The sequence below is a fragment of the Actinomycetospora sp. NBRC 106378 genome, assembly GCF_030269685.1.
GTDB lineage: Bacteria > Actinomycetota > Actinomycetes > Mycobacteriales > Pseudonocardiaceae > Actinomycetospora.
Window position 1 is genome coordinate 185,895 of sequence record NZ_BSTT01000004.1, and the last position, 25,917, is coordinate 211,811.

At 73.3% G+C, this 25,917-nt stretch carries 23 protein-coding genes, 1 tRNA gene and 1 other RNA gene; 14 read left to right on the forward strand and 11 right to left on the reverse strand.

What is annotated here, in order from left to right; all coding sequences use genetic code 11:
• Positions 1-206: 206 nt before the first annotated feature.
• Positions 207-1,004, forward strand: coding sequence for a hypothetical protein (locus QSK00_RS12365; RefSeq protein ID WP_285590993.1), 798 nt, complete (start codon positions 207-209; stop codon positions 1,002-1,004).
• Here QSK00_RS12365 and QSK00_RS12370 read toward each other — a convergent pair.
• The 3 genes from QSK00_RS12370 to QSK00_RS12380 are packed head-to-tail and all read right to left on the reverse strand — an operon-like array spanning position 979 to position 3,948.
• Positions 979-1,977 (reverse strand): Gfo/Idh/MocA family protein, encoded by a 999-nt coding sequence (locus tag QSK00_RS12370; protein WP_285590995.1) that lies wholly within the window; start codon positions 1,975-1,977, stop codon positions 979-981. The genes QSK00_RS12365 and QSK00_RS12370 overlap by 26 nt on opposite strands.
• Positions 1,978-2,001: 24 nt before the next feature.
• A complete protein-coding gene (locus QSK00_RS12375) occupies positions 2,002-2,775 on the reverse strand; it encodes an LmeA family phospholipid-binding protein (RefSeq protein WP_285590997.1) in 774 nt (257 codons plus the stop codon).
• A 27-nt stretch (positions 2,776-2,802) separates the two neighbouring features.
• The gene (locus tag QSK00_RS12380) at positions 2,803-3,948 is read right to left on the reverse strand and encodes an acyl-CoA dehydrogenase family protein (protein WP_285590999.1); all 1,146 of its coding nucleotides are present in this window, start codon (positions 3,946-3,948) and stop codon (positions 2,803-2,805) included.
• Positions 3,949-4,021: 73 nt separating this feature from the next.
• Between QSK00_RS12380 and QSK00_RS12385 the strand changes: the two genes are divergently transcribed.
• Positions 4,022-4,600 carry a TetR/AcrR family transcriptional regulator gene (locus QSK00_RS12385; RefSeq protein ID WP_285591001.1) on the forward strand — a complete coding sequence of 193 codons (579 nt, stop codon included), beginning with the start codon at positions 4,022-4,024 and terminating at the stop codon, positions 4,598-4,600.
• 66 nt (positions 4,601-4,666) lie between these two features.
• Here the strand turns inward: QSK00_RS12385 and QSK00_RS12390 are convergent, their stop codons facing one another.
• Positions 4,667-5,224: a class I SAM-dependent methyltransferase gene (locus tag QSK00_RS12390; protein ID WP_285591440.1), complete on the reverse strand. Its 558-nt coding sequence runs from the start codon at positions 5,222-5,224 to the stop codon at positions 4,667-4,669.
• An 86-nt stretch (positions 5,225-5,310) separates the two neighbouring features.
• Between QSK00_RS12390 and QSK00_RS12395 the strand changes: the two genes are divergently transcribed.
• Positions 5,311-6,060, forward strand: coding sequence for an AraC family transcriptional regulator (locus QSK00_RS12395; RefSeq protein WP_285591003.1), 750 nt, complete (start codon positions 5,311-5,313; stop codon positions 6,058-6,060).
• A 22-nt stretch (positions 6,061-6,082) separates the two neighbouring features.
• Here QSK00_RS12395 and QSK00_RS12400 read toward each other — a convergent pair.
• Positions 6,083-6,170 (reverse strand) — tRNA-Ser (locus QSK00_RS12400).
• 119 nt (positions 6,171-6,289) lie between these two features.
• Between QSK00_RS12400 and ffs the strand changes: the two genes are divergently transcribed.
• Positions 6,290-6,384: signal recognition particle sRNA small type (ffs, locus tag QSK00_RS12405), an RNA gene on the forward strand.
• 45 nt (positions 6,385-6,429) lie between these two features.
• Positions 6,430-8,667 carry a DNA polymerase III subunit gamma and tau gene (locus QSK00_RS12410; RefSeq protein ID WP_285591005.1) on the forward strand — a complete coding sequence of 746 codons (2,238 nt, stop codon included), beginning with the start codon at positions 6,430-6,432 and terminating at the stop codon, positions 8,665-8,667.
• A gap of 91 nt (positions 8,668-8,758) precedes the next feature.
• Here QSK00_RS12410 and QSK00_RS12415 read toward each other — a convergent pair whose 3' ends face one another.
• Positions 8,759-10,564 carry a S9 family peptidase gene (locus QSK00_RS12415; protein WP_285591007.1) on the reverse strand — a complete coding sequence of 602 codons (1,806 nt, stop codon included), beginning with the start codon at positions 10,562-10,564 and terminating at the stop codon, positions 8,759-8,761.
• A gap of 87 nt (positions 10,565-10,651) precedes the next feature.
• Between QSK00_RS12415 and QSK00_RS12420 the strand changes: the two genes are divergently transcribed.
• Together QSK00_RS12420 and recR are read left to right on the forward strand one after the other, a co-directional pair.
• Complete coding sequence (locus tag QSK00_RS12420; RefSeq protein ID WP_218891505.1) at positions 10,652-10,975, forward strand: YbaB/EbfC family nucleoid-associated protein; 324 nt, start codon at positions 10,652-10,654, stop codon at positions 10,973-10,975.
• 33 nt (positions 10,976-11,008) lie between these two features.
• A complete protein-coding gene (recR, locus tag QSK00_RS12425; protein ID WP_285591009.1) occupies positions 11,009-11,635 on the forward strand; it encodes a recombination mediator RecR in 627 nt (208 codons plus the stop codon).
• On the opposite strand, the gene QSK00_RS12430 is transcribed toward recR, so the two are convergent.
• Positions 11,632-12,633: a helix-turn-helix transcriptional regulator gene (locus QSK00_RS12430; RefSeq protein ID WP_285591011.1), complete on the reverse strand. Its 1,002-nt coding sequence runs from the start codon at positions 12,631-12,633 to the stop codon at positions 11,632-11,634. The two genes, recR and QSK00_RS12430, sit on opposite strands and share 4 nt — an antisense overlap.
• Before the next feature lie 64 nt (positions 12,634-12,697).
• Here QSK00_RS12430 and QSK00_RS12435 point away from each other — a divergent pair, with 64 nt between their 5' ends.
• Positions 12,698-13,834, forward strand: coding sequence for an epoxide hydrolase family protein (locus tag QSK00_RS12435; protein WP_285591013.1), 1,137 nt, complete (start codon positions 12,698-12,700; stop codon positions 13,832-13,834).
• A gap of 45 nt (positions 13,835-13,879) precedes the next feature.
• Here the strand turns inward: QSK00_RS12435 and leuA are convergent, their stop codons facing one another.
• Positions 13,880-15,673 (reverse strand): 2-isopropylmalate synthase, encoded by a 1,794-nt coding sequence (leuA, locus tag QSK00_RS12440; RefSeq protein ID WP_285591444.1) that lies wholly within the window; start codon positions 15,671-15,673, stop codon positions 13,880-13,882.
• Positions 15,674-15,967: 294 nt separating this feature from the next.
• Between leuA and QSK00_RS12445 the strand changes: the two genes are divergently transcribed.
• From QSK00_RS12445 to QSK00_RS12460, 4 genes are all read left to right on the forward strand, one after another.
• A complete protein-coding gene (locus QSK00_RS12445) occupies positions 15,968-16,321 on the forward strand; it encodes a hypothetical protein (protein WP_285591015.1) in 354 nt (117 codons plus the stop codon).
• An 81-nt stretch (positions 16,322-16,402) separates the two neighbouring features.
• Entirely contained in the window at positions 16,403-17,668 is a 1,266-nt protein-coding gene (locus QSK00_RS12450) for an aspartate kinase (protein WP_285591016.1), read from the forward strand.
• Positions 17,669-17,681: 13 nt separating this feature from the next.
• Positions 17,682-18,734, forward strand: a complete 1,053-nt coding sequence (locus QSK00_RS12455; RefSeq protein ID WP_285591017.1) for an aspartate-semialdehyde dehydrogenase — start codon at positions 17,682-17,684, stop codon at positions 18,732-18,734.
• Positions 18,735-18,812: 78 nt separating this feature from the next.
• On the forward strand, positions 18,813-20,312 hold the full coding sequence (locus tag QSK00_RS12460; protein WP_285591018.1) for a catalase: 1,500 nt from the start codon (positions 18,813-18,815) through the stop codon (positions 20,310-20,312).
• Positions 20,313-20,393: 81 nt separating this feature from the next.
• Here the strand turns inward: QSK00_RS12460 and katG are convergent, their stop codons facing one another.
• Complete coding sequence (katG, locus tag QSK00_RS12465; RefSeq protein ID WP_285591019.1) at positions 20,394-22,649, reverse strand: catalase/peroxidase HPI; 2,256 nt, start codon at positions 22,647-22,649, stop codon at positions 20,394-20,396.
• A gap of 310 nt (positions 22,650-22,959) precedes the next feature.
• Here katG and QSK00_RS12470 point away from each other — a divergent pair, with 310 nt between their 5' ends.
• The gene (locus QSK00_RS12470) at positions 22,960-23,439 is read left to right on the forward strand and encodes a Dps family protein (protein WP_285591020.1); all 480 of its coding nucleotides are present in this window, start codon (positions 22,960-22,962) and stop codon (positions 23,437-23,439) included.
• A gap of 143 nt (positions 23,440-23,582) precedes the next feature.
• Here the strand turns inward: QSK00_RS12470 and QSK00_RS12475 are convergent, their stop codons facing one another.
• Entirely contained in the window at positions 23,583-24,500 is a 918-nt protein-coding gene (locus QSK00_RS12475) for an SDR family oxidoreductase (RefSeq protein WP_285591022.1), read from the reverse strand.
• Between the two features lie 96 nt (positions 24,501-24,596).
• On the opposite strand from QSK00_RS12475, the gene QSK00_RS12480 reads away from it, so the two are divergent.
• The gene (locus QSK00_RS12480) at positions 24,597-25,160 is read left to right on the forward strand and encodes a TetR/AcrR family transcriptional regulator (RefSeq protein ID WP_285591024.1); all 564 of its coding nucleotides are present in this window, start codon (positions 24,597-24,599) and stop codon (positions 25,158-25,160) included.
• Here the strand turns inward: QSK00_RS12480 and QSK00_RS12485 are convergent, their stop codons facing one another.
• Complete coding sequence (locus tag QSK00_RS12485) at positions 25,161-25,910, reverse strand: HpcH/HpaI aldolase family protein (protein ID WP_285591026.1); 750 nt, start codon at positions 25,908-25,910, stop codon at positions 25,161-25,163.
• Positions 25,911-25,917 lie beyond the last annotated feature (7 nt).

A 25,917-nucleotide genomic window follows, 5' to 3' on the forward strand; every position in this document is an offset into this window, starting at 1 on the left:
GTCCGCTGGCTCGCCCTTCCCGCGAGTGGCACGTGAGGCATCTGCAGGGGCCCGCGGGCATGCCTGGTGTGCCTCTCGCAGCGCGGTCGAGTCGGGCGGCCGCGAGGTCCTCCGCCGCGAGGGTGACGTGAGGCATCTGCAGGGGCCCGCGGGCATGCCTGGTGTGCTTCTCGTGGTCCGGGACGGGCCCGGCAGGATGGCGTCCCGTGCGCGTCCTCGCCGTCGACTGGTCCGGCGACCTGCGCGCGGCGGCCCGGCGCATCCGGGTGGCCGAGGCGGCGCCCGGACGGCTGCTCGGCGTGCGCGGGGGCCTCGACCGCGCAGGAGTCGGCGCGATGCTGGCGGAGCTGCGCGACCCGCCCGCACCGGTCGTCGTCGGGATGGACTTCTCCTTCGGGCTGCCGGCCTGGTTCCCGGCGCGGTACGGCGCGACGTCGCTGCCCGACGTGTGGGACCTCGCCCGCGACGAGGGCGAGGGCTGGCTGCGGGCGTGCGATCCGCCGTTCTGGGGGCGGCCCGGCACCCGGAAGCCCGCCGACGTCGAGCTCTACCGCGACACCGAGCGCGCGGCCCGGGACCGCGGCCTGAACCCGCTGTCGACGTTCCAGATCGGGGGCGCCGGGGCGGTCGGGACGGGCTCGGTGCGCGGAATGGCGCTGCTGGGGCAGTGGCGCCGCGAGGGCATCGGCGTGTGGCCGCTCGACGCGGCTCCGGGACCGCGCGGGGTGCTCGTCGTCGAGGTCTACCCGCGGGCGATGACCGGGCCCGTGGTGAAGTCCTCGGCGGACGCGCGACGGGCGCTCGTCGACGCCGATCCCCGCATCCCGGCGGACCTGCGGGTCGCGGCGACCGCGACCGAGGACGCCTTCGACGCCGCCTACGCGGCGCTCGGGATGGCCGAGCACGCCGCCGAGCTCGCGGCGCTGCCCGCCTGCACCGACCCGGCGTCGGGAACCGAGGGACGGCTGTGGCTGCCGCCTACAGCGCCAGGGTCGCCTCGCTGAACGTCAGCCCCAGCTGGTCCGCCGCCTCGGCGAGCACGCCCTGCACGGCGAGGGTGTCGTCGAGCGGCATCACGGCCGACTCGGTCCGCCCGGCCCGCAGGCAGGAGTTCACCTCGACGATCTCGTGCGAGTAGCCGGCGCCGGTGGCGGGGAGCTCGAGGCGCTCGCCGGGATCGTCGGGGGAGCGGTGCACCACGATCGTCGTCGGGTGGTGGAAACGGGGGAGCACGTCGATCCACCCGGTGGAGCCGAAGATGCGCGCCTGGCCCGGCGACGGCGAGTGGAACGACGTCTGCGCCGTGGCGAAGCGTCCGTCCTCCCACGCCATGACCAGCGCGTTCTCGGCGTCGACGCCCGTCGTCTCCCGGCGCCCGACCGCGTGCACCTGTGAGGGGCTCCCGCCGAGCACCATCTGCGCGAACGACACGGGGTAGACGGCGAGATCGAGCAGCGCGCCGCCGCCGAGCTCGGCGTTGAAGAGGCGGTCGTCGGGGTCGACGTCGCGCACCGTGCCGAGGTCCGCCTGCACCGAGCGGACCTCCCCGATCTCCCCGGCCTCGTAGATCTCGCGCGCCCGGACGACGGCGGGCTGGAAGCGGGTCCACATCGCCTCCATCGCGAAGACCCCGTGCCGCCGGGCCGTGTCCACCACGCGCCAGGCCCCGGCGAGGGTGGCGGTGAAGGTCTTCTCCACCAGCACCGCCTTGCCGGCCTCGAGCGCGGCGACGGCGAGATCCGCGTGCTGCGGGTGCGGGGTGGCGATGTAGATCGCGTCCACGTCCGGGTCGTCCACGAGCGCCCGGTAGGACCCGTGCGCCCGCGCCGCGCCGTGCTCCGCGGCGAACGCCTCCGCCCGCTCGGCCGACCGGGACCCGACGGCGGCGAACTCGGTGCCCTCCACCGCGACGAGGTCCCGGGCGACGTTCGCCGCGATCCGGCCCGGTCCGGCGATGCCCCAGCGGATGGTCTGCACGGCGTCAGCCTGTCACGCGGTCCGCTACAGGGAGCCACCGAGGAGGTCGACGTCCTCGGCGGTGCCCGACACGACGAGCTTGCCGTTCTCCGCGCGCAGGTCGGTGGCGGTGATCGAGAACGGCAGCTGGCCGGGGTCGAGGCGGGCGGAGTAGTTCCCGAGCCGGGAGCGCAGCGCGCTGGTCACGGCTCCGGAGACCGACGACGGGGCGTCACCGGTGTCCACCGCGATGTCGCGGGCCGAGAGCACGATCTGTCCGCCGGAGAGCCGGAAGGTGGCGATCACCGAGGCGCGGACCTGCTGCCCGAGCACGGTCGTCGTCGAGGTCAGCTCCACCGCCTGGGACGGGTCGACGTTCGCGACCTTCGACCCCCGGGCGGCGAGCGTCTGCTCGGTGACGGGCTCCACCGTGACGTCGGAGACCTTGAGGATGCGCGCGAGGTCCGCCGGGTCGACCTCGGCGCTCGCCGTCACCGTCCGCGCCGGGATGGAGCGGACGGTGCCGTCGAGCAGCGACTGCGGCGGCAGCGTCACGTCGCCGAGGTCGGCCACGAGCGTGATGTCGCGCAGCTGCCGGTAGGGGATGTGCTCGGCGGTGAGGGTGACCGAGGGGTACTCGCCGGCCGCGGCCTGCGTCAGGAACGGGAAGCCGTGGATGTCGACGCTCGGTTCGGCGTCGAGCTTCAGCTGGGTCTGCAGCTGGGCGGCCACCCGGTCCTGGGCCACGAAGCGGGCGCCGAAGTCGACGCCCACCAGCAGCACGGCGAGCACGGCCAGGGTGATGAGGAATCCGCGCATCACCCGTCAGTGTCCGCCACGGGCGATTCAGCGCGCGAAGTGCCTCGAGATGACCAGCCGCTGGATCTGGTTCGTCCCCTCGAAGATCTGCATGATCTTGGCCTCGCGCATGTAGCGCTCGACCGGGAAGTCGCGGGTGTAGCCGGCGCCGCCGAACACCTGCACGGCGTCCGTGGTCACCTTCATCGCGGCGTCGGTGGCGACGAGCTTCGCGACGGAGGCCTGGCGCGAGTAGGGCACGCCGGCGTCCTTGCGGCGGGCCGCGTCGAGGTAGGTCGCGCGCGCCGAGTCGACCGCGGCGGCCATGTCGGCCAGCACGAAGCCGAGCCCCTGGTGGTCGACGATCCGCTTGCCGAACGTCTGCCGCTCGTTCGCGTAGTCGACGGCGGCGTCGAGCGCGGCCTGCGCGAGCCCGACGGCGCACGCGGCGATCCCGAGGCGGCCGGAGTCCAGCGCGGCGAAGGCGATCGGGAGGCCCTGGCCCTCGTCGCCGATCCGGCGGTCGGCCGACAGGAGGCCGCCGTCCCAGGTGGCGCTCGTCGTCGGGACGGCGTGCAGGCCCATCTTCTCCTCGGGGCGGCCGAAGGTGAGGCCCTCGGTGTGTCCGGGGGCGAGGAAGCAGGTGACGCCGCGGCTGCCCTCGCCGGTGCGGGCGAACAGCGCGTAGAAGTCGGCCTTCCCGCCGTGGGTGATCCACGCCTTCTCGCCGGTGATGCGGTAGTCGCCGTCGTCGTCCTTCTCAGCCCGGCAGCGCAACGCGGCGGCGTCCGACCCGGCGTGCGGCTCGGAGAGGCTGTAGCCGCCGACGAGCTCGCCGGCGAGCATCCTCGGCAGCCACTCCTGCTTCTGCTCCTCGGTGCCGAAGGTGGCGACCGGGAAGCACGCCAGGCCGTGCACGCTCGTCGTCACCGCGACCGTCGCCCAGCGCGCCGCGAGCTCCTCGAGGACCTGGAGGTAGACCTCGTAGGGCTGGGCGCCGCCGCCGTACTCCTCGGGGTAGGGCAGCCCGAGCAGGCCGGTCTCGCCGAGGGTGCGGAACAGTCCCTCGGGGTACGTGCCGTCGCCGCGCTCGTGGTCGTCCACGCGGGTCGCCAGCTCCTTGTCGGCGACCTCCCGCGTCAGCTCGATCAGCGCGCGGGCCTCGTCGGTGGGCAGGAGACGGTCGACCGCCATGTCACGTCCTAACGGTACTGAAAGTGGAACGTCAGTACCGTTGAGAGTAGCGCCGGGAGGTTACGGTGGCCAGGTGGCATCTCCGGTGCGCCGTGGCGCGGCCCGACGCGACGAGCTCGCCGACGCCCTGATCGAGCTGTTCCTCGCCGAGGGCTTCGCCGGCTTCACCCTCGACGACGTCGCCGCCCGCCTGCGCTGCTCGAAGCGCACGCTCTACGGGTTGGCGGGCTCCAAGGAGCAGCTGGTGACGGCGGCCGTGGTCCGGTTCTTCCGCGCGGCCACCGTCCACGTCGAGGCGGCGGTCGCCACCCGCTCCGTACCCGCCGACCGGCTCGCGGCCTACCTGCGTGCGGTGTCCGCCGAGCTCGCGCCCGCCTCGGCGGCGTTCTTCGAGGACGTCGCCTCGTTCGCGCCCGCGGCGGCGATCTACCAGCGCAACACGCGGGCGGCCGCCCGCCGGGTCCGCGAGATCATCACCGAGGGCGTCGAGTCCGGCGCCTTCCGCGACGTGCACGTGGCGTTCGCCGCGGAGGTCGTGGCCTCGACGATGGAGGCGATCCAGCAGCGCCGGGTCGCCGCGGCCACCGGGCTCGACGACGCCGAGGCCTACGAGCAGCTCGCCACGCTGCTCGTCTCGGGCCTGCGTTCCTGACGACGGGTGGGATCGGGTGTCAGCGGTGGCACACGGCTGACACCCGACGTCAGCAGGGCGCCACGCTCACGGCCTCCGGGCGGTGAAGCGGAGTCGGGTGTCGGACATGACCTCGACCTCGGGATCCGGGGCGAAACCCGCCGTCGTCAACCGCCCGGGCAGCGTCCCCGGGTCGACGACGACCATCGTGTCGCCGACGTGGAGCAGGCGGAACCGGAGCGAGAGCTGCGAGTCCACGCCACGGAACACCCCGCCCGGGCGGAGCACGCGGCGGGCCTCGGCGAAGAGCCGGTCCTGCAGGGCCCGCGAGGGGACGTGGTGGAGCATCGTGAAGCACACGACGGCGGAGAACCGGCCGTCGTCGAACGGCAGTGCGGTCCCGTCGCCGTGCACGATCCGGTCGCCGAACTCGACGCGCAGCCGCGCCGCGGACGCCTCGTCGACCTCCACCGCGGTCAGGTGCGGCACGCGGTCGAGGAGCACGCGGGTGGTGGCGCCGTAGCCCGGGCCGATCTCGAGGACGTCGTCCCCGAGCTCGACGTCGGCCAGGTCGCGCGGCATGCGGTCGGCGACCTTCGTGGCCCAGTCGGCGGAGCTGCACAGGCGGCGGTGCATCAGGTTCATCGGCACGGCACGACGATCCCCGCCGGAGCACGGTGGCCGCGATCCGCCGGGAGGCCGGGGGATGTCGTGTGGAGGACACTGACGGGGTGACCGTCGCCGTCGGGAGCCTGCCCCTGGCGGCGGGGTCGTGGGTCGGGGAGCACGCCCATCGCGAGCACCAGCTGAACTGGACCGACCGCGGTGTGCTCGGGATCGTCGTCGGGACCCGCTCGTGGGTGCTGCCGCCGACCCTCGGGCTCTGGTTGCCGGCCGGGACCCCGCACCGCACCGGGGCGACCCGGGACGCCGTGCTGCGCAGCCTCTACCTCGCGCCCGACCTGCCCGACCTGGGTGCCGGCGAGCCGGTCGCGGTGGCGGTGGACCCCCTGCTCTCGCACCTCGCCGACCATCTGGGCGCGGACCTCGACCCCGCGGCCCGCAGCCGGGCCGAGGCCGTGGTGCCCGACGTGCTGCGGCCCCTGCCGACCGCGCCGATCGCGGTCCCGGAGCCGGTCGACGCGCGCGCCCGGTCGGTGGCGGCCGTGCTGCACGCCGATCCGGCGGACCCGCGCGACCTGGCGGAGTTCGCCCGCGTCGTCGGGGCGAGCCGGCGGACCCTCTCGCGGCTGTTCGTGGCGGACACGGGGCTGGCCTTCGAGCGCTGGCGCACGCACCTGCGCCTCCGGGCGGCGCTCCCGCTCCTCGCGGAGGGACACGGCGTCGCGCGGGTGGCCCACCGCGTCGGCTACGCCACGCCGAGTGCGTTCCTCGCGGCGTTCCGCCGGGTCGTCGGGACGACGCCCGGCCGGTACCTCGCCCTGCGCGGGGCCGGGGACGACGAACGCCGGGCCCCGTGAGGGACCCGGCGTCTCGTGGAGCTGGCGGAGGATACGGGATTCGAACCCGTGAGGGGGTTAGCCCAACACGATTTCCAATCGTGCGCCTTAGGCCACTCGGCCAATCCTCCGTCGAGGACGATACAGGGCGGCTCCTCCGGCCCCGCGCGGTGGGAGCCCGACCCGGACGCACCGCGCGGACGGCGACCCCCGGCCCGGGAGACGGTCGCGCCGGACCGGTACAGTCGGCTCCGGACCCCGCGCGGCGTCCATCCTGTGAACTCCCCCAGGGCCGGAAGGCAGCAAGGGTAAGCGGGCTCTGGCGGGTGCGCGGGGTCCCCTTTCTTCCCCGGGCCCGGGCTGTCGGACCCCCCGCGTAGCCTCGCGATCGTGGCACTCGCTCTCTACCGCAGATACCGACCCGGCACCTTCGCCGAGGTCGTCGGGCAGGAGCACGTCACCGATCCGCTGCGCACGGCGCTGACCGCCGGCCGCATCAACCACGCCTATCTGTTCTCCGGTCCGCGTGGGTGCGGGAAGACGTCGTCGGCGCGGATCATGGCCCGCTCGCTCAACTGCGAGCAGGGGCCCACGCCCGATCCGTGCGGGGTGTGCGAGTCCTGTGTCGCGCTCGCCCCCAACGGGCCGGGGTCGCTCGACGTCACCGAGATGGACGCCGCGAGCCACGGCACCGTCGACGAGGCGCGGGACCTGCGGGACAAGGCGGCGTACGCGCCGGTCAACTCCCGCTACCGCGTCTTCATCATCGACGAGGCGCACATGGTCACCACGGCGGCGTTCAACGCGCTGCTCAAGGTGGTCGAGGAGCCGCCGGAGCACCTCATCTTCGTGTTCGCGACGACGGAGCCGGACAAGGTCCTGCCCACCATCCGGTCGCGGACGCACCACTACCCCTTCCGGCTGCTCCCGCCGAGCACCCTCCGCGCGCTGCTCGAGCGCATCTGCGGCGAGGAGGGCGTCCGGGTCGAGCCGGCCGTCTACCCCCTGGTGATCCGGGCCGGCGGCGGGTCGGCGCGCGACTCGCTGTCGGTGCTCGACCAGCTGCTCGCGGGCGCCGACGACCAGGGCGTCACCTACGCGCGGGCGGTCGGCCTGCTCGGCGTCACCGACGTCGCGATCCTGGACGACGTGGTCGACGCCCTCGGCGCGCAGGACGGCGCCGCGGTGTTCGGCGCGGTCGACCGGCTGGTCGAGGCGGGGCACGACCCGCGCCGCTTCGCCGCCGACCTGCTGCAGCGCCTGCGCGACCTCATCCTCGTCCACGCCGTGCCCGACGCCGCCGACAAGGGACTGGTCGACGTACCCGCCGACGAGATGGCGCGCATGGTCGACCAGGCGCAGCGCCTCGGTCCGGCCGCGCTGGCCCGGCACGCGGAGCTCGTCCACACCGCGCTCACCGAGATGCGCGGGGCGACGGCGCCGCGCCTGCTCCTCGAGCTGGTCTGCGCCCGGATGCTGCTGCCCGCGGCGTCGGCGTCCGACGCCGCGCTCGTGCAGCGCCTCGAGGGCGTCGAGCGGCGGCTGCAGGCCGGGGCCACGGCGAGCGCCGGCGGTCCCCTGGTCGTTCCCGACGACGGGCCGGAGCCGGCGGGCGAGCCCCGGTTCCAGCGTCCCTCGCAGCGCCCGTCCGAGCCGGAGCCCGCGGCCTCCGCGCCCGCCGCGCCCGCCGCGCCTGCCGCACCGCCCCGCGCCGACCCCCAGGACGCGACCGTCGCGCCGCCCACCGGACGCCCCACGGCCACCGTCGAGGCGCCGCGCCCCGACCGCAGCCGGGCAGCAGCGCCGCAGCCGGAACCGGCCGCCCGACCGGCGGCCCGCCAGGACGCACCGGCGCAGGACGGCGCGCGTCGGCCCGCGGCCCCCGAGCCACCGGCGGAGCGCTCCGCTCCGGCGGCCGCCCAGGCCGCTCCCGGGGCGATGGACGCGGCCGACCTGCGCCGGGTGTGGTCGGAGGTCATGGCCGCGGTGCGCGAGGGGAACAAGCCGACGCACGCCTTGCTGCAGAACGCGACGGTGGCGGCGGTCGAGGGCACCACGGTCGTGCTGGCGATGCCCACCGCGCCGCTCGCCCGTCAGCTGTCCCAGCCCAACCGGGCCGGCCACGTCACGGCCGCGCTCTCCCGCGTGCTCTCCGGCGAGTGGGCGCTGCGCGCGACCGACGCCGCGGGCGCGCAGGCGGGCGGACCGCCGTCCGACGGCGCTCGCGGGGGCGCGCCCGCCCGCGCGGCCGCTCCGCAGGCCCCCCAGCGGCCGTCCCGGCCGGAGAGCGCGCCCGAGCCGCAGCGTCCCGCGCGGTCCGAACCGCAGCGGGCGGAGAACGGCGCGGCCGGCGGCCGACCGCAGTTCCAGCGCCCGAGCGTCGCGCGCGCCGCGGCGGGAGGTGCAGCGGGCCCGGCGGCGGAGCGTCCGCGGCCCGCGAGCGCTCCCGCCGACATCCCGCCCCCGCCGGAGCCGCCGGACGAGGAGGAGGTCACCGAGGAGGACATGTACGCCGAGGCGCACGCCGACCCCGGTGGCGGCGAGCGGGTCGCGGCGCGCAACCCCGACGATGCTGCGATGGAGCTGCTCACCCAGCACCTCGGCGCCCGCCGGGTCGACGGACGCTGAGCGCTCGCGTTTCTCTCCCGCCGCGAGGTGCACGCCAGGCAGCTCCGGCGGCCCGGTGTCCTGCCTGGTGTGAGTCTCGAGGTGCGGCGCCTCAGCCCAGGATGCGGCCGAGGAAGTCGATCGCCCGCGGGTAGGCGTCGAGACGGTTGGCCCGCTTGGCCAGGCCGTGGCCCTCGTCGTCGTAGACCACCAGCTCCACCTCGACCCCGTTGCCGCGCACGGCCGCCGCGACCTGCTCCGCCTCGGAGAGCGGCACCCGCGGGTCGTTGGCGCCGTGGATGACGAACAGCGGGGCGCGCACGTCGGTGATGCGGTTGAGCGGCGACGCCGACTCGAGGAACTCCCGGTCGCGCTCCAACGAGCCGTACTCGCGCTCGCGGTGGGCCCGGCGGTAGGGCGAGGTGTTCTCCAGGAACGTCACGAGCGAGGAGATGCCGACGATGTCGACGCCGGCCGCCCACCGCTCGGGCTGGAACGAGACCCCCGCGAGCACCATGTAGCCGCCGTACGAGCCACCCCACAGTGCCGAGCGCGCCGGGTCCAGCCCCAGCTGCGGCAGGAAGTCGTGGATGGCGGCGAGATCGGCGACCGAGTCGAGGCGCTTGTCCACGTCGTCGAGCGAGTACCACCGCTTCCCGTAGCCCACCGAGCCGCGGACGTTCGGCACGAGCACCGTGTGTCCCTGCGCGACGAGGGCCTGGGTGATCGGTGAGAACGAGCGGACCGACTGGCCCTCCGGCCCGCCGTGGATGATCAGCACGCTCGATCCGGTCGGGGCCGCGGGCGAGTAGACGAAGCAGGGCACCGTCTCGCCGTCGGGGGTCGGGACACCGACGCTGGTCGGGGTCACCAGGTCGAGGCCGTCCAGGTCCTCCGCCCACGACGCGACCGTGCCGGTCCGCCCGGTCGCGGCGTCCACCAGCACCACGTCCGCCGCGACCGTCGGCGAGGTCCACGTCAGCGCGAGGCCCTGCGAGTCGGCCGACCAGCGCGGCAACGTCAGGAAGTCGCCCACCCCGACGCCGGGCGTGACGACGTCGCGCAGGTGCGCGCCGCTCTCGGCGTCGTGGATCGCGAAGCGGGACGAGCCGTCGTCGTCGGTGGCCACGAGCAGGAGCCGCCCGTCCGGCGAGAGTCGCCCCGAGACGTCGTGCGCGTCGTCGGTGACGAGGTACTCCAGCCCGCCCGACGACGGGTCCAGGCGGGCGATGCCCATCCGGTCCCGTCCGGAGTTGGTGGTGACGAGCGCGGCCGAGGAGTCGGGCAGCCACTGCAGGCCGCCGTGGATGGCGGGCTCGTCGGCGGAGGTGACCTCGGTCGTTCCGCTCCCCGCGAGGAGCAGCACCTGGGAGCTCAGGGCGGGACGGCCGGGGCGGGTCATCAGCGCGGCCGACCCGTCGGGGGCGACCGCCGCCCCGCCGACCATGCCGCCGCCGTCGTAGAGCACCGTCTCCTCGCCCGTCGCGACCTGACGCAGGACGAGGTCGAAGTCGACGCCGTTGCGGCGGTTCGTCGCGTAGACCACGCGGCCGTCGTCGAGGACCTCGGCCAGGGAGTGGATGTACCGGGGGTCGCGGACGAGCGGTTCGAGGTCGTCGGTGCCGAGCGGCTCGGTGACCTCCTCGGGGCGCAGCAGGGAGAGCTGGGCGCGCTCGTCGCCGTCGGTGTCGTGCGAGACGACGATCGTGCGGGGCTCGATACCCTTGAGGTAGCGCCCGGAGCACGCGCCGGGCAGCGCGGTGAGCCGGTGGCGGGTCCCGTCCGGGGCGAGCTCGACGAGCTGCACGGTCCCTGAGGTGTCGTCGCCGGCGAGGACCCGGCCGTCGGCCGCCACGTCGAAGGCCCGCCACGTGCGGGCGGAGAGCAGGCGGGTGACGAGTTCGGCGGTGTCGCTCACGGCGCCACCCTGCCACCCGGAACCCGCACCCGTCGTCGGGAACGTGGGAAGCCCTACCCTGGGGGTGTGCAGCCAGGACAGCCGGACATGCCCGACATGGGTGCCCTCCTCCAGCAGGCGCAGGCCATGCAGGAGCAGCTCATGAACGCCCAGGCCGAACTGGCGGAGACCGAGGTGACCGGCCAGGCCGGCAACGGCCTCGTCACGGTCACGCAGACCGCCGCCGGGGAGATCCGGGGGATCACCATCGACCCCAAGGTGGTGGACCCGACCGACGTCGACACCCTCCAGGACCTCGTGCTCGGCGCCCTCGCCGACGCCGCCGACGCCGCCCAGCAGCTCCAGGCCGAGAAGATGGGGCCGCTCGCGGGCGGGCTGGACATGGGCGGCGGCCCGCAGTTGGGGATGTAGCGGCGGGGCGAGCGGAGCGACGGGAAGGCACCAGTGTTCGAGGGCCCGGTCCAGGACCTGATCGACGAGCTCGGCCGGCTCCCCGGGATCGGGCCGAAGAGCGCCCAGCGCCTGGCGTTCCACCTCCTCGGCGCCGAGGAGGCCGACATCACGCGACTGCAGGACGCGCTGGCCAAGGTCAAGGCCGGCGTCGTGTTCTGCGAGGTCTGCGGCAACGTCAGCGAGAAGCAGCGCTGCCGCATCTGCGCCGACGCGCGCCGGGACGCGACGCTGGTGTGCGTCGTGGAGGAGCCGAAGGACGTCATGGCGGTGGAGCGCACCCGGGAGTTCCGGGGGCGCTACCACGTGCTCGGTGGGGCGCTCGACCCGATGGGCGGCATCGGCCCGGACCAGCTGCGTGTCCGCGAACTGCTCCGCCGCATAGGCGGCCAGCAGACCGAGGGCGGCGAGCAGGAGCCGGAGATCGCCGAGGTCATCCTCGCGATGGACCCCAACACCGAGGGCGAGGCCACCGCGACCTACCTCGTGCGGCTCCTGCGCGACTTCCCCGGTCTCGCGGTGACGAAGCTGGCCAGCGGCCTGCCCATGGGCGGTGACCTGGAGTTCGCCGACGAGCTGACGCTCGGCCGGGCGCTCGCCGGTCGGCGCGGCGCGCTCTAGGACGCGGCTCGCGCGTACCGGGCCGCCAACGCCCGGAGGTGCTCGGCGAGCGCCGGTGGCTCGAGGACCCGGAAGTCCAGGTCGAGCAGCCCGACGAACACGGCGACCATCTCGAGGCTGTCCGCGCCGGTCACCAGGACCGACCGTTCGCCGTCGAGGGCCTCCACCGCGCCGACGGCGGGATTGACGCGGGCGATCACCTCGGCCGCTGGCGCGGCGACCTCGATCCGGGCGTGCACCGCCCAACCGCTGCTCGCGACCTGCCGGACGACGAAGGCGGCGTAGTCGTCGGCCGCGTGCACTCCCGGCCGGGCGGGCAGCGTCCGCGGGACGAACCGCGCCCCGTGCGGGGGCCGCAGCCGGACCCGGTCGAGCCGGAGCGGCTGCCACGACCCGCCCGCGAGCTCGACGGCGACGAGGTACCAGCGCTGCTGCCACCGCACGACGCGGTAGGGCTCCACCGTCAGCGGCGGCGTCGGGGCGAGCTCGGTGCTCGCGGGGTCGATCCCGTGGTCGAGCCGGAGGCAGCGACGGTCGCGGACGGCGGCCGACACGGTGCGCAGGACGTCCGCCCCGACCTCCGGCTCCGGGTCGGTGCTCGCCGTGGTCCGCGGGCCCTCGACCGTCGACTCGTGCAGGGCGGTGAGCTCGCGGCGCAGCCGGTCGGGCATCACCTGCTCGAGCTTGCGCAACGCACTCGCGCTGCTCTGTCCGACGCCCGCGACCCCGCCCGCCGCGCGCAGCCCCACCGCGACCGCCACCGCCTCGTCGTCGTCCAGGAGCAGGGGCGGCAGCGACCCGCCCGCTCCGAGCCGGTAGCTCCCGGTCCGGCCCGTCGTCGACTCCACCGGATAGCCGAGGGCCCGGAGACGGGCGACGTCGTTGCGGACCGTGCGGACGCCGACGTCGAGACGCTCCGCCAGTTCGGGCCCCGACCAGGACGGGCGGGTGGTCAGCAGCGCGAGGAGCGCGAGGAGCCGCGTCGAGGTCGTCGTCATCGTCGTCCAGGATGGCTGTTCAACGAGGAACGATCCATACCTGGTTGGTTCCTATCGTTCTTTCATGACCGCAGTCCTGAGCACCGTCCGCCCCTTCACCGTCGCCGTCCCGCAGGCCGACCTCGACGACCTGCAGGACCGTCTCGCCCGCACCCGCCTCCCGCAGCCCGCGCCGGGCGACGACTGGGCCTACGGGACCCCGGTCTCCTACCTGCGGGAGACGGTCGAGGCGTGGCGGTCCTTCGACTGGCGCGCCGTCGAGGAGCGCATCAACCGCTTCGAGCACGTCCTCGTCGAGGTCGACGGACGCACGGTCCACGCCATCCACGCCCGGTCCGCGGAGCCGACGGCGACCCCGCTGCTGCTCGCGCACAGCTACCCCGGCTCGTTCCTCGACGTCGTCGACCTCATCGAGCCCCTCGTCGATCCGGTCGCGCACGGCGGCCGACCGGAGGAGGCGTTCCACGTCGTCGTGCCCTCGATGCCCGGCGTGGGCTTCAGCCCGGCGATCGACGAGCCGGGCTGGACGACGCGGCGGACCGCCGAGCTCTACGACCACCTGATGCGCACCCTCGGATACGCGTCCTACGGGGTGCACGGCAGCGACCTGGGTGCGACCGTGGCCCGCGAACTCGGGCTGTTGGCGCCGCCCGGGCTGCTGGGGATCCACGTGTTGCAGCTGTTCTCGTTCCCGAGCGGCGACCCGGCCGAGTTCGAGGGCTTCGGCCCCGCCGAGTACGCCGCCCTGGAACACATGCAGTGGTTCCAGGCGGTGGGCGGCTACAACCAGATGAACGCGTCCCGACCCCAGACGATCGGCGCCGCGCTGGCGGACTCCCCGGTGGCGCAGCTCGCGTACAGCGAGTTGTTCGAGTCCTTCGGCAACGGGACGAGCCTGGTCACGCGCGACCAGGTGCTCGCCCAGGTCACGCTCGCGTGGCTGACCAACAGCGGCGGCACCGCGGCGCGGTACTACCACGAGGACGCCCGCGCCGGGGCCGAGCCCGCGGTCAACCACACGCCCACCGCGGTGCTCGTCTTCCCGGACGACTTCACGACGATCCGCTCGCTCGCCGAGCGCGACAACTCCGCCGTCGTCCGCTTCACCCACGCCACCCGGGGCGGGCACTACGCGTCGATGGAGAGCCCGGCCGAGATCGTGGCGGACCTGCGGGCGACGGGGTGGCCTGCGGCCAGGTGAGCACCGAGGGACTGGAGGCCCACTCGGTGCTCACCGGGGCGGAGCTCACCTGAGGGCGCGGTTCACCGCCGACACCACGGCCTTCAGCGAGGCGGTGAGGATCGAGCCGTCGATGCCGATGCCCCACACCTCGACGTCGGCGCCGGCTCCGTCGCCCACGGCGGCCTCCACGTAGGCGGCGGCCCGGGCGTCGTCGCCGGCGGCCATGGCGTGCTCGGCGTAGTCGAGGACCCGGACGTCGTAGCCGACCGAGGCCAGGGCGTCGACGAACGCGGCGATCGGGCCGTTGCCGACGCCGGTGACCTCGTGGACCTCGCCCTCCACCTTGAGCGTGGCGGTCAGCTCGGCCTTCCCGTCGTCGTGCGTCGCGACCCGGGAGCTGACGAGCTCCAGCGGGCTGCGCCGCATCAGGTACTCCTCGGCGAAGATGTCGTACATCTCCTTGGCCGAGACCTCGCCGCCCTCGGTGTCGGTGACCTCCTGGACGCGGCGCGAGAACTCGATCTGCAGCCGCCGGGGCAGCTCCATCTGGTGCTCGGTCTTCATCAGGTAGGCGACGCCGCCCTTGCCCGACTGCGAGTTGACCCGGATGACGGCCTCGTAGGTGCGGCCGACGTCCTTCGGGTCGATGGGCAGGTACGGGACCTCCCACGGGTGCTCGTCGATCGGGTGCCCGGCCGCGTCGGCCGCGACCTTCATCGCCTCGAGGCCCTTGTTGATCGCGTCCTGGTGCGAGCCGGAGAACGCGGTGAACACCAGGTCGCCGCCCCACGGGTGGCGCTCGCCGACGGGCAGCTGGTTGCAGAACTCGACCGTGCGGCGGACCTCGTCGATGTCGGAGAAGTCGATCTGCGGGTCGACGCCCTGGCTGAACAGGTTCATGCCCAGGGTCACGAGGCAGACGTTGCCGGTGCGCTCGCCGTTGCCGAACAGGCAGCCCTCGACGCGGTCCGCGCCGGCCTGGACGCCGAGCTCGGCGGCGGCCACGCCCGTGCCACGGTCGTTGTGCGGGTGCAGCGACAGGATGATCGAGTCGCGGCGCGCCAGGTTGCGGTGCATCCACTCGATCGAGTCGGCGTAGACGTTCGGGGTCGCCATCTCCACCGTCGCCGGCAGGTTGACGATCATCGGGCGCTCCGGGGTGGGCTCCCAGACGTCGCCGACCGCGTCGACGATCTCCTTCGCGTAGGAGAGCTCGGTGCCGGTGTAGGACTCCGGCGAGTACTGGAAGCGCCAGTCGGTGTCCGGCCGCTTCTCGGCCTCGGCACGGACCAGCTTCGCGCCGTCGGTGGCGATCTTCGTGATCCCGTCGCGGTCGGACCGGAACACCACGCGGCGCTGCAGGATCGACGTCGAGTTGTAGAGGTGCACGACGGCGGAGTGGGCGCCCTCGAGGGACTCGAAGGTCCGCGAGATCAGCTCCGGCCGCGCCTGGGTCAGGACCTGGATCCGGACGTCGGCCGGCACCGCGTCCTGGGTGATGATCTCGCGGACGAAGTCGAAGTCGGTCTGCGACGCGGCCGGGAAGCCGACCTCGATCTCCTTGTAGCCCATGCGTACCAGCAGGTCGAACATGCGGCGCTTGCGCGCGGGCGACATCGGGTCGATCAGGGCCTGGTTGCCGTCACGCAGGTCCACCGCGCCCCAGAGCGGGGCCCTGGTGATCACGCGGTCCGGCCACGTGCGGTCCGGCAGCGAGATGCGCTCGACCATCTCGGCGAACGGCTGGTAGCGGTGCACCGGCATGTGGCTCGGACGCTGGGTGTTCCAGAACGGCTGGTCGGCCGGGATCTCGCCGTCCGGGTGGACGACGGTCTCGCGGATGCCGGCGGCCGGCATGTCAGGGGTGATGCTCATCAGGGTCTCCGTGCGGCGGTGCAGGAATCCCGGAGGGTTGGGTCCGGGCCGACCGGCGAGCGCGCATCACCCGCGGCAGGGGGCCGGTCTCGGTCAGACCCCGCCGCGGCTGGGAAGGAGCAGCACGCGAAGCATCACTCACCACGGTAGACCCAACCACCCCGGGGCGGGCAAGCGGTGGCACCGGGTGAGGAGAACCACCGCTCGGCGAACAACCGGATGCGCGGTACCGCTTCGGCTTACCAGTCGGTAGTGACCCGTGCCATCATCTGCGCCATGACGCAGGACGCCGACACGGGCTCGCAGCGCAAGGCCAACACCTCCGCGGACCTGCGGGCGCTCGCCAGCAAGTCCATGACCCTCGTGGCGTCGGTCGTCAAGATCCTGTGCACGATCTTCGCCGCCATCCTGGTCGTCTACATCGTGCTGTTCGTCGCCTCGGCCAACCAGAGCAACGGGATCTTCACGTTCTTCGCCGACGCCGCGAACAACCTCACGCTCGGCATCGGCGACCTGTTCGTGCCGGCGAGCGAGTCGCTCAAGGTGATCCTCAACTACGGCCTCGCCGCCGTCGTCTGGCTGATCATCGGCGCCGTCGTCGCGCGCATCCTCAACGCCCTGGCCCCGTGAGCTAAGGCTCAGGTCGGGCCAGGTCGGCTCGGCTAGGGTGGACGCCGCCAACGTCAACCCGAGGAGCCGGAGGTCGTCGCCGTGGCGCTCGTCGTCCAGAAGTACGGCGGGTCGTCCGTCCAGTCCGCGGAGCGCATCAAGCGCGTCGCGGAACGGATCATGCGGACCCGCAAGGACGGCAACGACGTGGTGGTGGTCGCGTCCGCGATGGGCGACACCACCGACGAGCTGACCGATCTCGCCCTCGCCGTGCACCCGGCGCCGCCGCCCCGCGAGCTGGACATGCTCCTGACGTCGGGCGAACGCATCTCGAACGCGCTGCTCGCCATGGCGATCAACGCGCTCGGCGGCCGCGCGCGGAGCTTCACCGGCTCCCAGGCCGGGATGATTACCACGGGCAAGCACGGCGACGCCCGCATCGTCGAGGTGACGCCGGGCCGCATCTTCTCGGCGCTGGCCGAGGACGGCGTCGCGCTGGTGGCGGGCTTCCAGGGCGTGAGCGCGGACTCCAAGGAGATCACCACGCTCGGCCGGGGCGGCTCGGACACCACCGCCGTCGCCATGGCCGCCGCGATGCAGGCCGACGTCTGCGAGATCTACACCGACGTGGACGGCGTCTACTCCGCCGACCCGCGCATCGTCCCGAACGCGAAGCTGCTCGAGACCATCACCTACGAGGAGATGCTCGAGATGGCCGCGTGCGGGGCGAAGGTGCTGCACCTGCGCGCGGTGGAGTACGCGCGCCGGGAGGGCGTGCCGCTGCGGGTGCGGTCCTCCTACACCGACCAGCCCGGCACGACGATCGTCGGGTCCATCGAGGAGCTCAGCGTGGAACAGGCCGTCCTCACCGGGGTCGCGCACGACCGGTCCGAGGCCAAGGTGACCGTCGTCGGCGTGCCCGACCAGCCCGGCTTCGCCGCCCGCATCTTCCGGGCGGTCGCCGACGTCGACATCAACATCGACATGGTGCTGCAGAACATCTCGCACCTGAAGACGGGCAAGACCGACGTGACGTTCACGCTCCCGGTCAAGGACGGGCCCCGCGCGGTCGAGGCGCTCTCCGCGGTGCAGGCCGAGGTCGGGCACGAGGAGGTCATCTACGACGAGCACGTCGGCAAGGTGACGCTCGTGGGCGCCGGCATGCGCAGCCACCCGGGCGTCACCGCGACCTTCTGCGAGTCGCTCGCGGAGGCCGGCGTGAACATCGAGATGATGAACACCTCGGAGATCCGTATTTCCGCCCTCATCCGCGACACCCAGCTCGACGACGCCGTGCGCGCCCTGCACGAGGCCTTCGACCTCGGCGGCGACACCGAGGCCGTCGTCCACGCCGGCACCGGTCGGTAAAGGAGCCCCCGCAGTGACCACCCTCGCCATCGTCGGCGCCACCGGTGCGGTCGGCTCCGTCATGATCGACATCATCGACGCGCGGGAGTCCGTGCCGTGGTCGGAGATCCGGCTCATCGCGTCCCCCCGCTCGGCCGGGAAGCGGCTCACCGTCCGCGGGCAGGAGATCGAGGTGATCGCGCTGTCGGAGGAGGCCTTCGACGGCGTCGACATCGCGATGTTCGACGTCCCCGACGAGGTCAGCGCGGCCTGGGCGCCGGTCGCCGCCGCCCGCGGCGCGATCGCCGTCGACAACTCCGGCGCGTTCCGCATGGACCCCGACGTGCCGCTGGTCGTCCCCGAGGTCAACGCCGCCGCCGCGCACACCCGGCCCAAGGGCATCGTCTCCAACCCGAACTGCACGACGCTGTCGATGATGGCGGCGATCGGGGCCCTGCACCGCGCCTTCACGCTCACCGAGCTCGTCGTCGCGAGCTACCAGGCCGCGTCCGGCGCGGGCCAGGAGGGCATCGACCGGCTGCAGGCCGAGGTGTCCGCGGTGGCGGGCAAGGGCGTCGGCCACCGCGCCGGCGACGTGCGCGAGGCGCTGTCGGCCGCCGGGTTGCCGGCGGAGTCGCCGTTCCCGGCGCCGCTCGCGCTCAACGTCGTGCCGTGGGCGGGCTCGTACCGCGACGGCGGGTGGAGCTCCGAGGAGCTCAAGGTCCGCAACGAGTCCCGCAAGATCCTCGGGATCGACGACCTCAAGGTCTCGGCCACCTGCGTGCGCGTCCCCGTCGTGACCACCCACGCCCTCGCGGTGCACGCCACGTTCGCCTCGCCGGTCGAGGTCGAGACCGCGCGTCAGGTGTTCGCCGCGCAGCCCTCGATCGTCGTGGTCGACGAGCCGCGCGAGGGCCGGTTCCCGACCCCGGCCGACGTCGTCGGCGAGGACCCCACGTACGTGGGCCGCATCCGGCAGGCGCTCGACTTCCCGAACACGCTGGACTTCTTCGTGTGCGGGGACAACCTGCGCAAGGGCGCGGCGCTCAACACCTACGAGATCGCCGAGGAGCTCGTGCGTCCCTGACGACGAGGGTCACGTGTCGTCCCGGCGGGGCAGTGGGTAGCTACGGACTTCCACCATTGCCAAGCACACGAGGTGACCGTGACCGGCAACAGCAACGACCTCACCACGGACGTCGCCACCGACGACGCCGGCATCCCGGTGCAGAGCCAGGAATTCTCCATGACGGTCGGGCCGGGCGGCCCGATCCTGCTCCAGGACCACTACCTGATCGAGCAGATGGCGAACTTCAACCGGGAGCGCATCCCGGAGCGCCAGCCCCACGCGAAGGGGTCCGGCGCGTTCGGCACGTTCGAGGTGACCCAGGACGTCTCCGCGTTCACCAAGGCCGCGGTGTTCCAGCCCGGCGAGGTGACCGAGGGGATCATCCGGTTCTCCACCGTCGCGGGCGAGCGGGGCAGCCCCGACACCTGGCGCGACCCGCGCGGGTGGTCGCTGAAGCTGTACACCCGCGAGGGCAACTGGGACATGGTCGGCAACAACACCCCGGTGTTCTTCGTCCGTGACCCGATGAAGTTCCAGAACTTCATCCGCTCGCAGAAGCGCCGTGCCGACAACGGCCTGCGCGACCACGACATGCAGTGGGACTTCTGGACGCTCTCGCCGGAGTCGAAGCACCAGGTGACCTGGCTGATGGGCGACCGCGGGGTCCCCGAGACGTGGCGCCACATGAACGGCTACTCGAGCCACACCTACATGTGGATCAACGCCGCCGGCGAGGAGTTCTGGGTCAAGTACCACTTCATCTCGGACCAGGGTGTCCAGACGATGACGCAGGACCGCGCCGACGAGATGTGCGGGATCGACAACGACTACCACCGCCGCGACCTGTTCGACGCGATCGCGGGCGGGGACTTCCCGTCCTGGACGCTGAAGGTGCAGATCATGCCCTTCGAGGACGCCAAGACCTACCGCTTCAACCCGTTCGACCTCACCAAGGTCTGGCCGCACGGCGACTACCCGCTGCAGGAGGTCGGGCGGCTCACGCTGAACCGCAACCCGGTCGACTTCCACACCGAGATCGAGCAGGTCGCGTTCGAGCCGAACAACCAGCCGCCCGGGCTGGGCCTCTCGCCCGACCGGATGCTCCTGGCCCGCGGGTTCTCCTACGCCGACGCGCACCGCGCCCGGCTCGGGGTCAACTACAAGCAGATCCCGGTCAACGCGCCGAAGAACCCGACGAACACGCAGACCCACGCCGGGGCCATGCGCGTGGTGAACTCGGTCGACCCGGTCTACGTGCCGAACTCGAAGGGCAGCCCGCAGGTCCCGCAGGGCCACGTGAACCAGCCGCCGACGTGGTACGCCGACGGCGAGATCCAGCGGGCCGCGTACGTGCAGCACCCGGAGGACTCCGACGAGGGCCAGGCCCGGGCGCTGATGATGGAGGTCTGGGACGACGACGCGCGCGACCGCTTCGTCACCAACGTCTCCGGCCACCTCGCGGGCGGGGTCGGGGAGGACGTGCTCGAGCGGGCGTTCGACTACTGGCGCTCGATCGACCAGGGCATGGGTGACCGCGTCGAGCAGGCCACCCGTGAGCTCCTCGGGCAGGAGACGCGCCAGCTCGCGCAGAGCTGACCCGGCTCCCGTCACGCGCGAAGGGCCCCTCCGGTCGATCTGTGCGACCGGAGGGGCCCTTCGCTCACGTCACGGGCTTCGTCAGCCGACCAGCACGTCGTACCGGTCGGACATCATCACCTTGTCCCAGGCCGCGACGAAGTCGCGCACGAAACGCTCCTGGCCGTCGGCCGACGCGTACACCTCCGCGATGCCGCGCAGCTGGGCGTTGGACCCGAAGACCAGATCGTTGCGGGTGGCCTGGAAGACCGGCCGACCGCTCTCGCGGTCGGACAGGGTGAACGACGTGCCCGCCTCGTCGTCCTTGGCGGCCACGTAGTCCGTGCTCGTCACCACGTCGAAGAAGTCCGCGGAGAGCACGCCGACCCGGTTGGTGAACACCCCGGTACCCGAGCCGTCGTGGTTGCAGCCCAGCACCCGCAGGCCCCCGGTCAGCGCGACCCACTCCGGAGCGGACAGGTTCAGCTGCGCCGCCTTGTCGAGGAACATCTCCTCGGGGGCGATGTGGGCGAGGTGGGAGTAGGACTCCAGCTGGTAGTTGCGGAAGCCGTCGATCACCGGGGCCAGCCAGTTGAACTGCGTGACGTCGGTGTCCTCCTGGCGCGCGTCGACCCGGCCCGGCGTGAAGGGCACGGTGACCTCGACGCCCGCCGCGGCCGCCGCCTGCTCGACCGCGACGCAGCCGCCGAGCACGATCAGGTCGGCGAGGCTCACGCGACCGTTCTCGGCCGCGACGATCTCCCGGAGCTTCGCGACGACGGGGACGGTGCGGGCGTTGACGGCCCAGTCCTTCTGCGGGGCCAGCGCGATCCGGGCGCCGTTCGCGCCGCCGCGCTTGTCGGTGTCGCGGTAGGTCACGGCCGAGGAGAACGCGGTGTAGGCGAGGTCGGAGACCGACAGGCCGCAGTCACGCAGGACGTCCTTGAGACGGCCCACCTCCGCCTCGTCGACCGGGGCGCCGTCGTGCGCCGGCAGCGGGTCCTGCCAGATGAAGTCCTCCGCGGCGACCTCGGGCCCGAGGTAGCGCGACTTCGGCCCCATGTCGCGGTGCGTCAGCTTGTACCAAGCCTTCGAGAACTCCTGGGTGAAGTAGTCGAAGTCGGCGAGGAAGCGTTCGCAGATCTCGCGGTAGACGGGGTCGACCTTGAGCGCGATGTCGCTGGTCATCATCATCAGCGGGTGCTCGACGCCGGGTCGGTGGGCGTCGGGCGTCTTCGGCGCCGCCGGGTCGACGGGGGTCCACTGCAGGGCGCCCGCCGGGCTCTGCGTCTGCTCCCACTCGTACCCGAAGAGGTTCTCCAGGTACGAGTTGTCCCAGGCCGTCGGGTCCTGGGTCCAGGAGCCCTCGATGCCGTTGGTCATCGTGTACTCGGCGTTGCCGGTCCCCTCGGGGTTGTGCCAGCCGAGGCCCATCTGCTCCATGGGCGCGATCTCCGGCGGCGCGCCGATCCGGTCGGGGCTGACCTGCCCGTGGCTCTTGCCGAAGGCGTGGCCGCCGGCGATGAGGGCGACGGTCTCCTCGTCGTTCATCGCCATCCGCCCGAAGGTGATGCGGATGTCGCGCGCGGAGGCGGCGGGGTCGCCGTTGCCCTCCGGGCCCTCCGGGTTGACGTAGATCAAGGACTGGTGCGACGCGGCGAGGGGCTGCTCCAGCTCGTAGCCCTCCTCGCCGGGGCGAGCGGTCCACCGGTCGCCGCGGATCACCATGTCGTCGTACGACGCGGCCTTGGTCATGTCGATGTACTCGGGACCCCAGTAGGTCGAGTCGTCGGCCTCCCAGGCGTCGCGGCGCCCGCCGCCGAAACCCGTCGTCGGGAAGCCCATGACCTCCAGCGCGACGTTGCCGGTGAGGATGATGAGGTCGGCCCAGGACAGCGCGGCGCCGTACTTCTTCTTGATCGGCCACAGCAGGCGGCGCGACTTGTCGACGTTGCCGTTGTCCCACCAGCTCGAGATCGGCGCGAACCGCTGCATCGCCTGCCCGGCGCCGCCGCGCCCGTCGGCGATGCGGTAGGTGCCCGCGGAGTGCCACGCCATCCGGATCATCTGCGGGCCGTAGTTGCCGTAGTCCGAGGGCCACCACGGGACCGACGTCGTCATGAAGTGCCGGATGTCGGCCTTGAGCTCGGCGAGGTCGATCGTCGCGAAGGCCGCGGAGTAGTCGTCGTCCGACAGCGGGTTGGCGGCCGGCCCGTTGCGGTGGAGCTGCTCCACGCGGAGGCGGTCGGGGTACCACTCCGCGAGCGTGGGCGAGGCCGTGTACGCCCCGCCGATCTTGTTGCCCCCGAAGGGACACGCTCCCTCGAGGACGTCGGAGTACTCGGCGTAGTCGGTCATGTCGCAGGGCCCCTTTGCTGGAGGACGTTCGGCGGACCCCGGTGCGGCACCCGACCACCGCGCTCCGCCTCGTCGGCGGGGGCGCGGCGTCCGGCAGGTCGGCGCGCGGCCGTCACGGGGACCCGAACCCGTTTACCCCCGCGTGCGCGGTCGACACCGGTACGGACCGAGATCGCTCGGGCGCGGCCGGATCGAGGGCCGCCTCACCCATCGTGGGGCGCATCTCGGCATGCCCGGGCAGGAAACGGGCGACCCCCTGGTTGGAACGACCGTGAGCGGCCGGGAGCCGGCCGCTGGGAGGAGACACACCATGACCACCGCGCCCATCACGAGCCCGCTGCCCGCCGAGGCGCAGGACGTCGTCGGCCGGGTGCTGCAGGAGGCCGTCGCCGACCTCACCGACCTGTCGCTGATCGGCAAGCAGGCCCACTGGAACGTCCTCGGCCGCACCTTCCGGGACGCCCACCTCCACCTCGACGAGCTCGTCGACCTCGCCCGCACGCAGACCGACGAGGTCGCCGAGCGCGCCGCCGCGCTGGGCGTGTCGCCCGACGGGCGCGCCGAGACGGTGGGCAAGGAGAGCGGGCTGCCGACCTTCGACGAGGGCTGGCACTCCGTCGAGGACGTCACCGCGAAGATCGTGGAGATCCTCGCCGTGCTCATCGAGCGCCACCGCGCCCGCATCGCCGCGACCTCGGAGCCGGACCCGGTCACCGAGGACCTGCTGATCGGGCAGACGGCCAAGCTCGAGGAGGCCCACTGGATGTGGCAGGCCAAGCAGGCCGGCTGAGCCTCACCCCGCGCAGCGAAGGGCCCCTCCGGTCGATCTGTTCGACCGGAGGGGCCCTTCGTTCGTCCGGGGTCGTCCTGGCGAAGGGCGCCCCTCGCCCGTCTACCCGACCGAGGGGGCCCTTCGCTCGAACCGGTGCCGGATCAGTACTTCGAGCCCTTCGCCGGGTCGAAGTAGTGCCCCTTGTCGAGGTCCTCGAGCAGGCCGGGACCGGTCGGCGTCCAGCCCGTCACCTCACGGGTGATCGCGCTCGTCGCCGGGCTGTCGAGACCCAGGAAGCCGGCGAGGAAGCCGAAGTGGTCGCCGAGCCGGTCGTCCGGGACCGACTCCACCGGCACGTCGAGGTGGCGGCCGATCGTCCCGGCGATCTCGCGCACCGGGATGCCCTCGTCGGCGACGCCGTGGAGCACCGACCCTGCCGGGGCGACCTCGATCGCCAGCCGGAACAGGCGCGCCGCGTCCTCACGGGCCACCGCGGTCCACCGGGACGAGCCGTCGCCCGGGTAGCCGGACACGCCCTGCCGACGGGCGATGTCGATGAGGGTCGGGACGAAGCCCGCGTCCCCGTCGCCGTGGACGGTCGGGGAGAGTCGCACGACCGAGGTGCGCAGCCGCGGCGCCAGGGCCAGGACGGCGTCGGTCGAGGCCTGGCGACCCGCTGCCATCGAGTCGGGGGACGGTGCGTCCCGTTCGGTCGCGGGCTCGCCCGAGGCCAGACCGAGGATGCCGCCGGCGATGGTGAGCGCCCCGCCGTCAGGAAGGCCCTCGCCGAGGGCGGTGATCGCGGCGATGTCCGAGCCGACGGCGTCGGCGAAGCCGCCCGTGAAGGCGATGTCGTGGCGGAAGGCGAGGTGGACGACGGCGTCGGCGTCGGCCGCGGCCGCGCGCAGGACGTCGAGGTCGGTGACGTCCCCGCGCACGGCGACGGCGCCGGCCGCCTCGACCGCCGCCGCGGAGGCGTCGGAGCGGGCGAGCCCGGAGACGGTGTGGCCGGCCGCGAGCAGCTCCGGCACGACGGCGGAGCCGATCCAGCCCGACGCTCCGGTGACGAACACGTGCATGACGAGACCTCCGAGAGGAACGAGATCGCTGATGTCAGCGACTGACATGCACGCTACACCTCGATGTCAGAGTCTGACATCCTTAGGATGGCACGCATGGGTCGATGGCAGCCGGGCGCGCAGGGACGCCTGCAGCACGCGGCGATGGAGCTCATCGCCGAGCGCGGCTACGACCGGGTCACCGTCGCGGAGATCGCCGAGCGCGCCGGGCTGACCGAGCGCACCTTCTTCCGGCACTTCACCGACAAGCGTGAGGTGCTCTTCGCCGGCCAGGAGCAGTTCCACGCGGTGATCCTCGAGGCGCTCGCGGCGACACCGGTCGAGATGGACGCGCTCGCGGCCGTCGTCGCCGGGATCGCGGCGACCGGCCGGTGGCTCGACGACGAACGACGGCCCTCCTCGCGGGCCCGCCAGGCGGTCATCGACGCCCACCCCGACCTGCAGGAACGCGAGCTGATCAAGCTCACCCGGGTCAGCACCGCCATCGCGGAGGTGCTGCGCCGGCGCGGGGTTCCCGACGGCGAGGCGGCGCTGGCCGCCGACGCCGGGATCGCCGCCTTCCGGCTCGCCTTCACCGCCTGGGTCGCGGACCCCGGTGAGCACGACCTCCCGTGGCACCTCGACGCCGCGGTGGAGGCCCTCCGCCGGGTCGTGGCCTGATCAGCCCTGCGCGTCGCCCAGGTGGCTGCGCGCCGCCTCCTCGAGGTGCGTCAGGTCGCTCGCCACGCTGCACCACGTGAAGCCCTCGGCGAAGCGCCGGGACGCGACCGCACCGCTCGGGGTGTGGATGCCGGCGATGATCCCGGCCGACGCGGCCGCGGCGCGGACCCGCTCGAGCGCCTGCGCGAAGACGTCGTCGTAGGCCGGGTCGTCCGGCGCCGCACCCCCGAGTCCGAGCCGCAGGTCGGAGGGGCCGATGTAGAGACCGTCGACGCCCGGGACCGCCGCGATCTCCTCGACCGCCTCGAGCCCCTCCGCCGTCTCGATCATCGGCAGGCAGAGCACGGCCGCGTCGGCCTCGGCGGGCCGGGAGGGGAAGCGCAGCTCCGCGCGCACCGGGCCCAGGGAGCGCCGGCCCGTCGGCGGGTAGCGGCACGCGGCCACCGCGGCGCGGGCGTCGTCGGCGGAGTTCACCATCGGGATCACCACACCCGCCGCGCCCGCGTCGAGGGCCTGCCCGATCCAGAACTGCTGGTTGTCCTGCACCCGGACCAGCCCGGCGCAGCCGCGGGCGTCGAGCGCGGTCAGGCCGTCGAGCAGGGCGCGGTAGTCGAGCAGGCCGTGCTGGGCGTCGAAGCAGACGTAGTCGTAGCCGACGCCCGCGATCCGCTCCACCGCCTGCGGGTTGTCCGACAGCACCCAGTAGCCGATCGTCCGCGCCCCGCTGCGCAGCTTCTCCGCGAGAGTCACGGCCGGG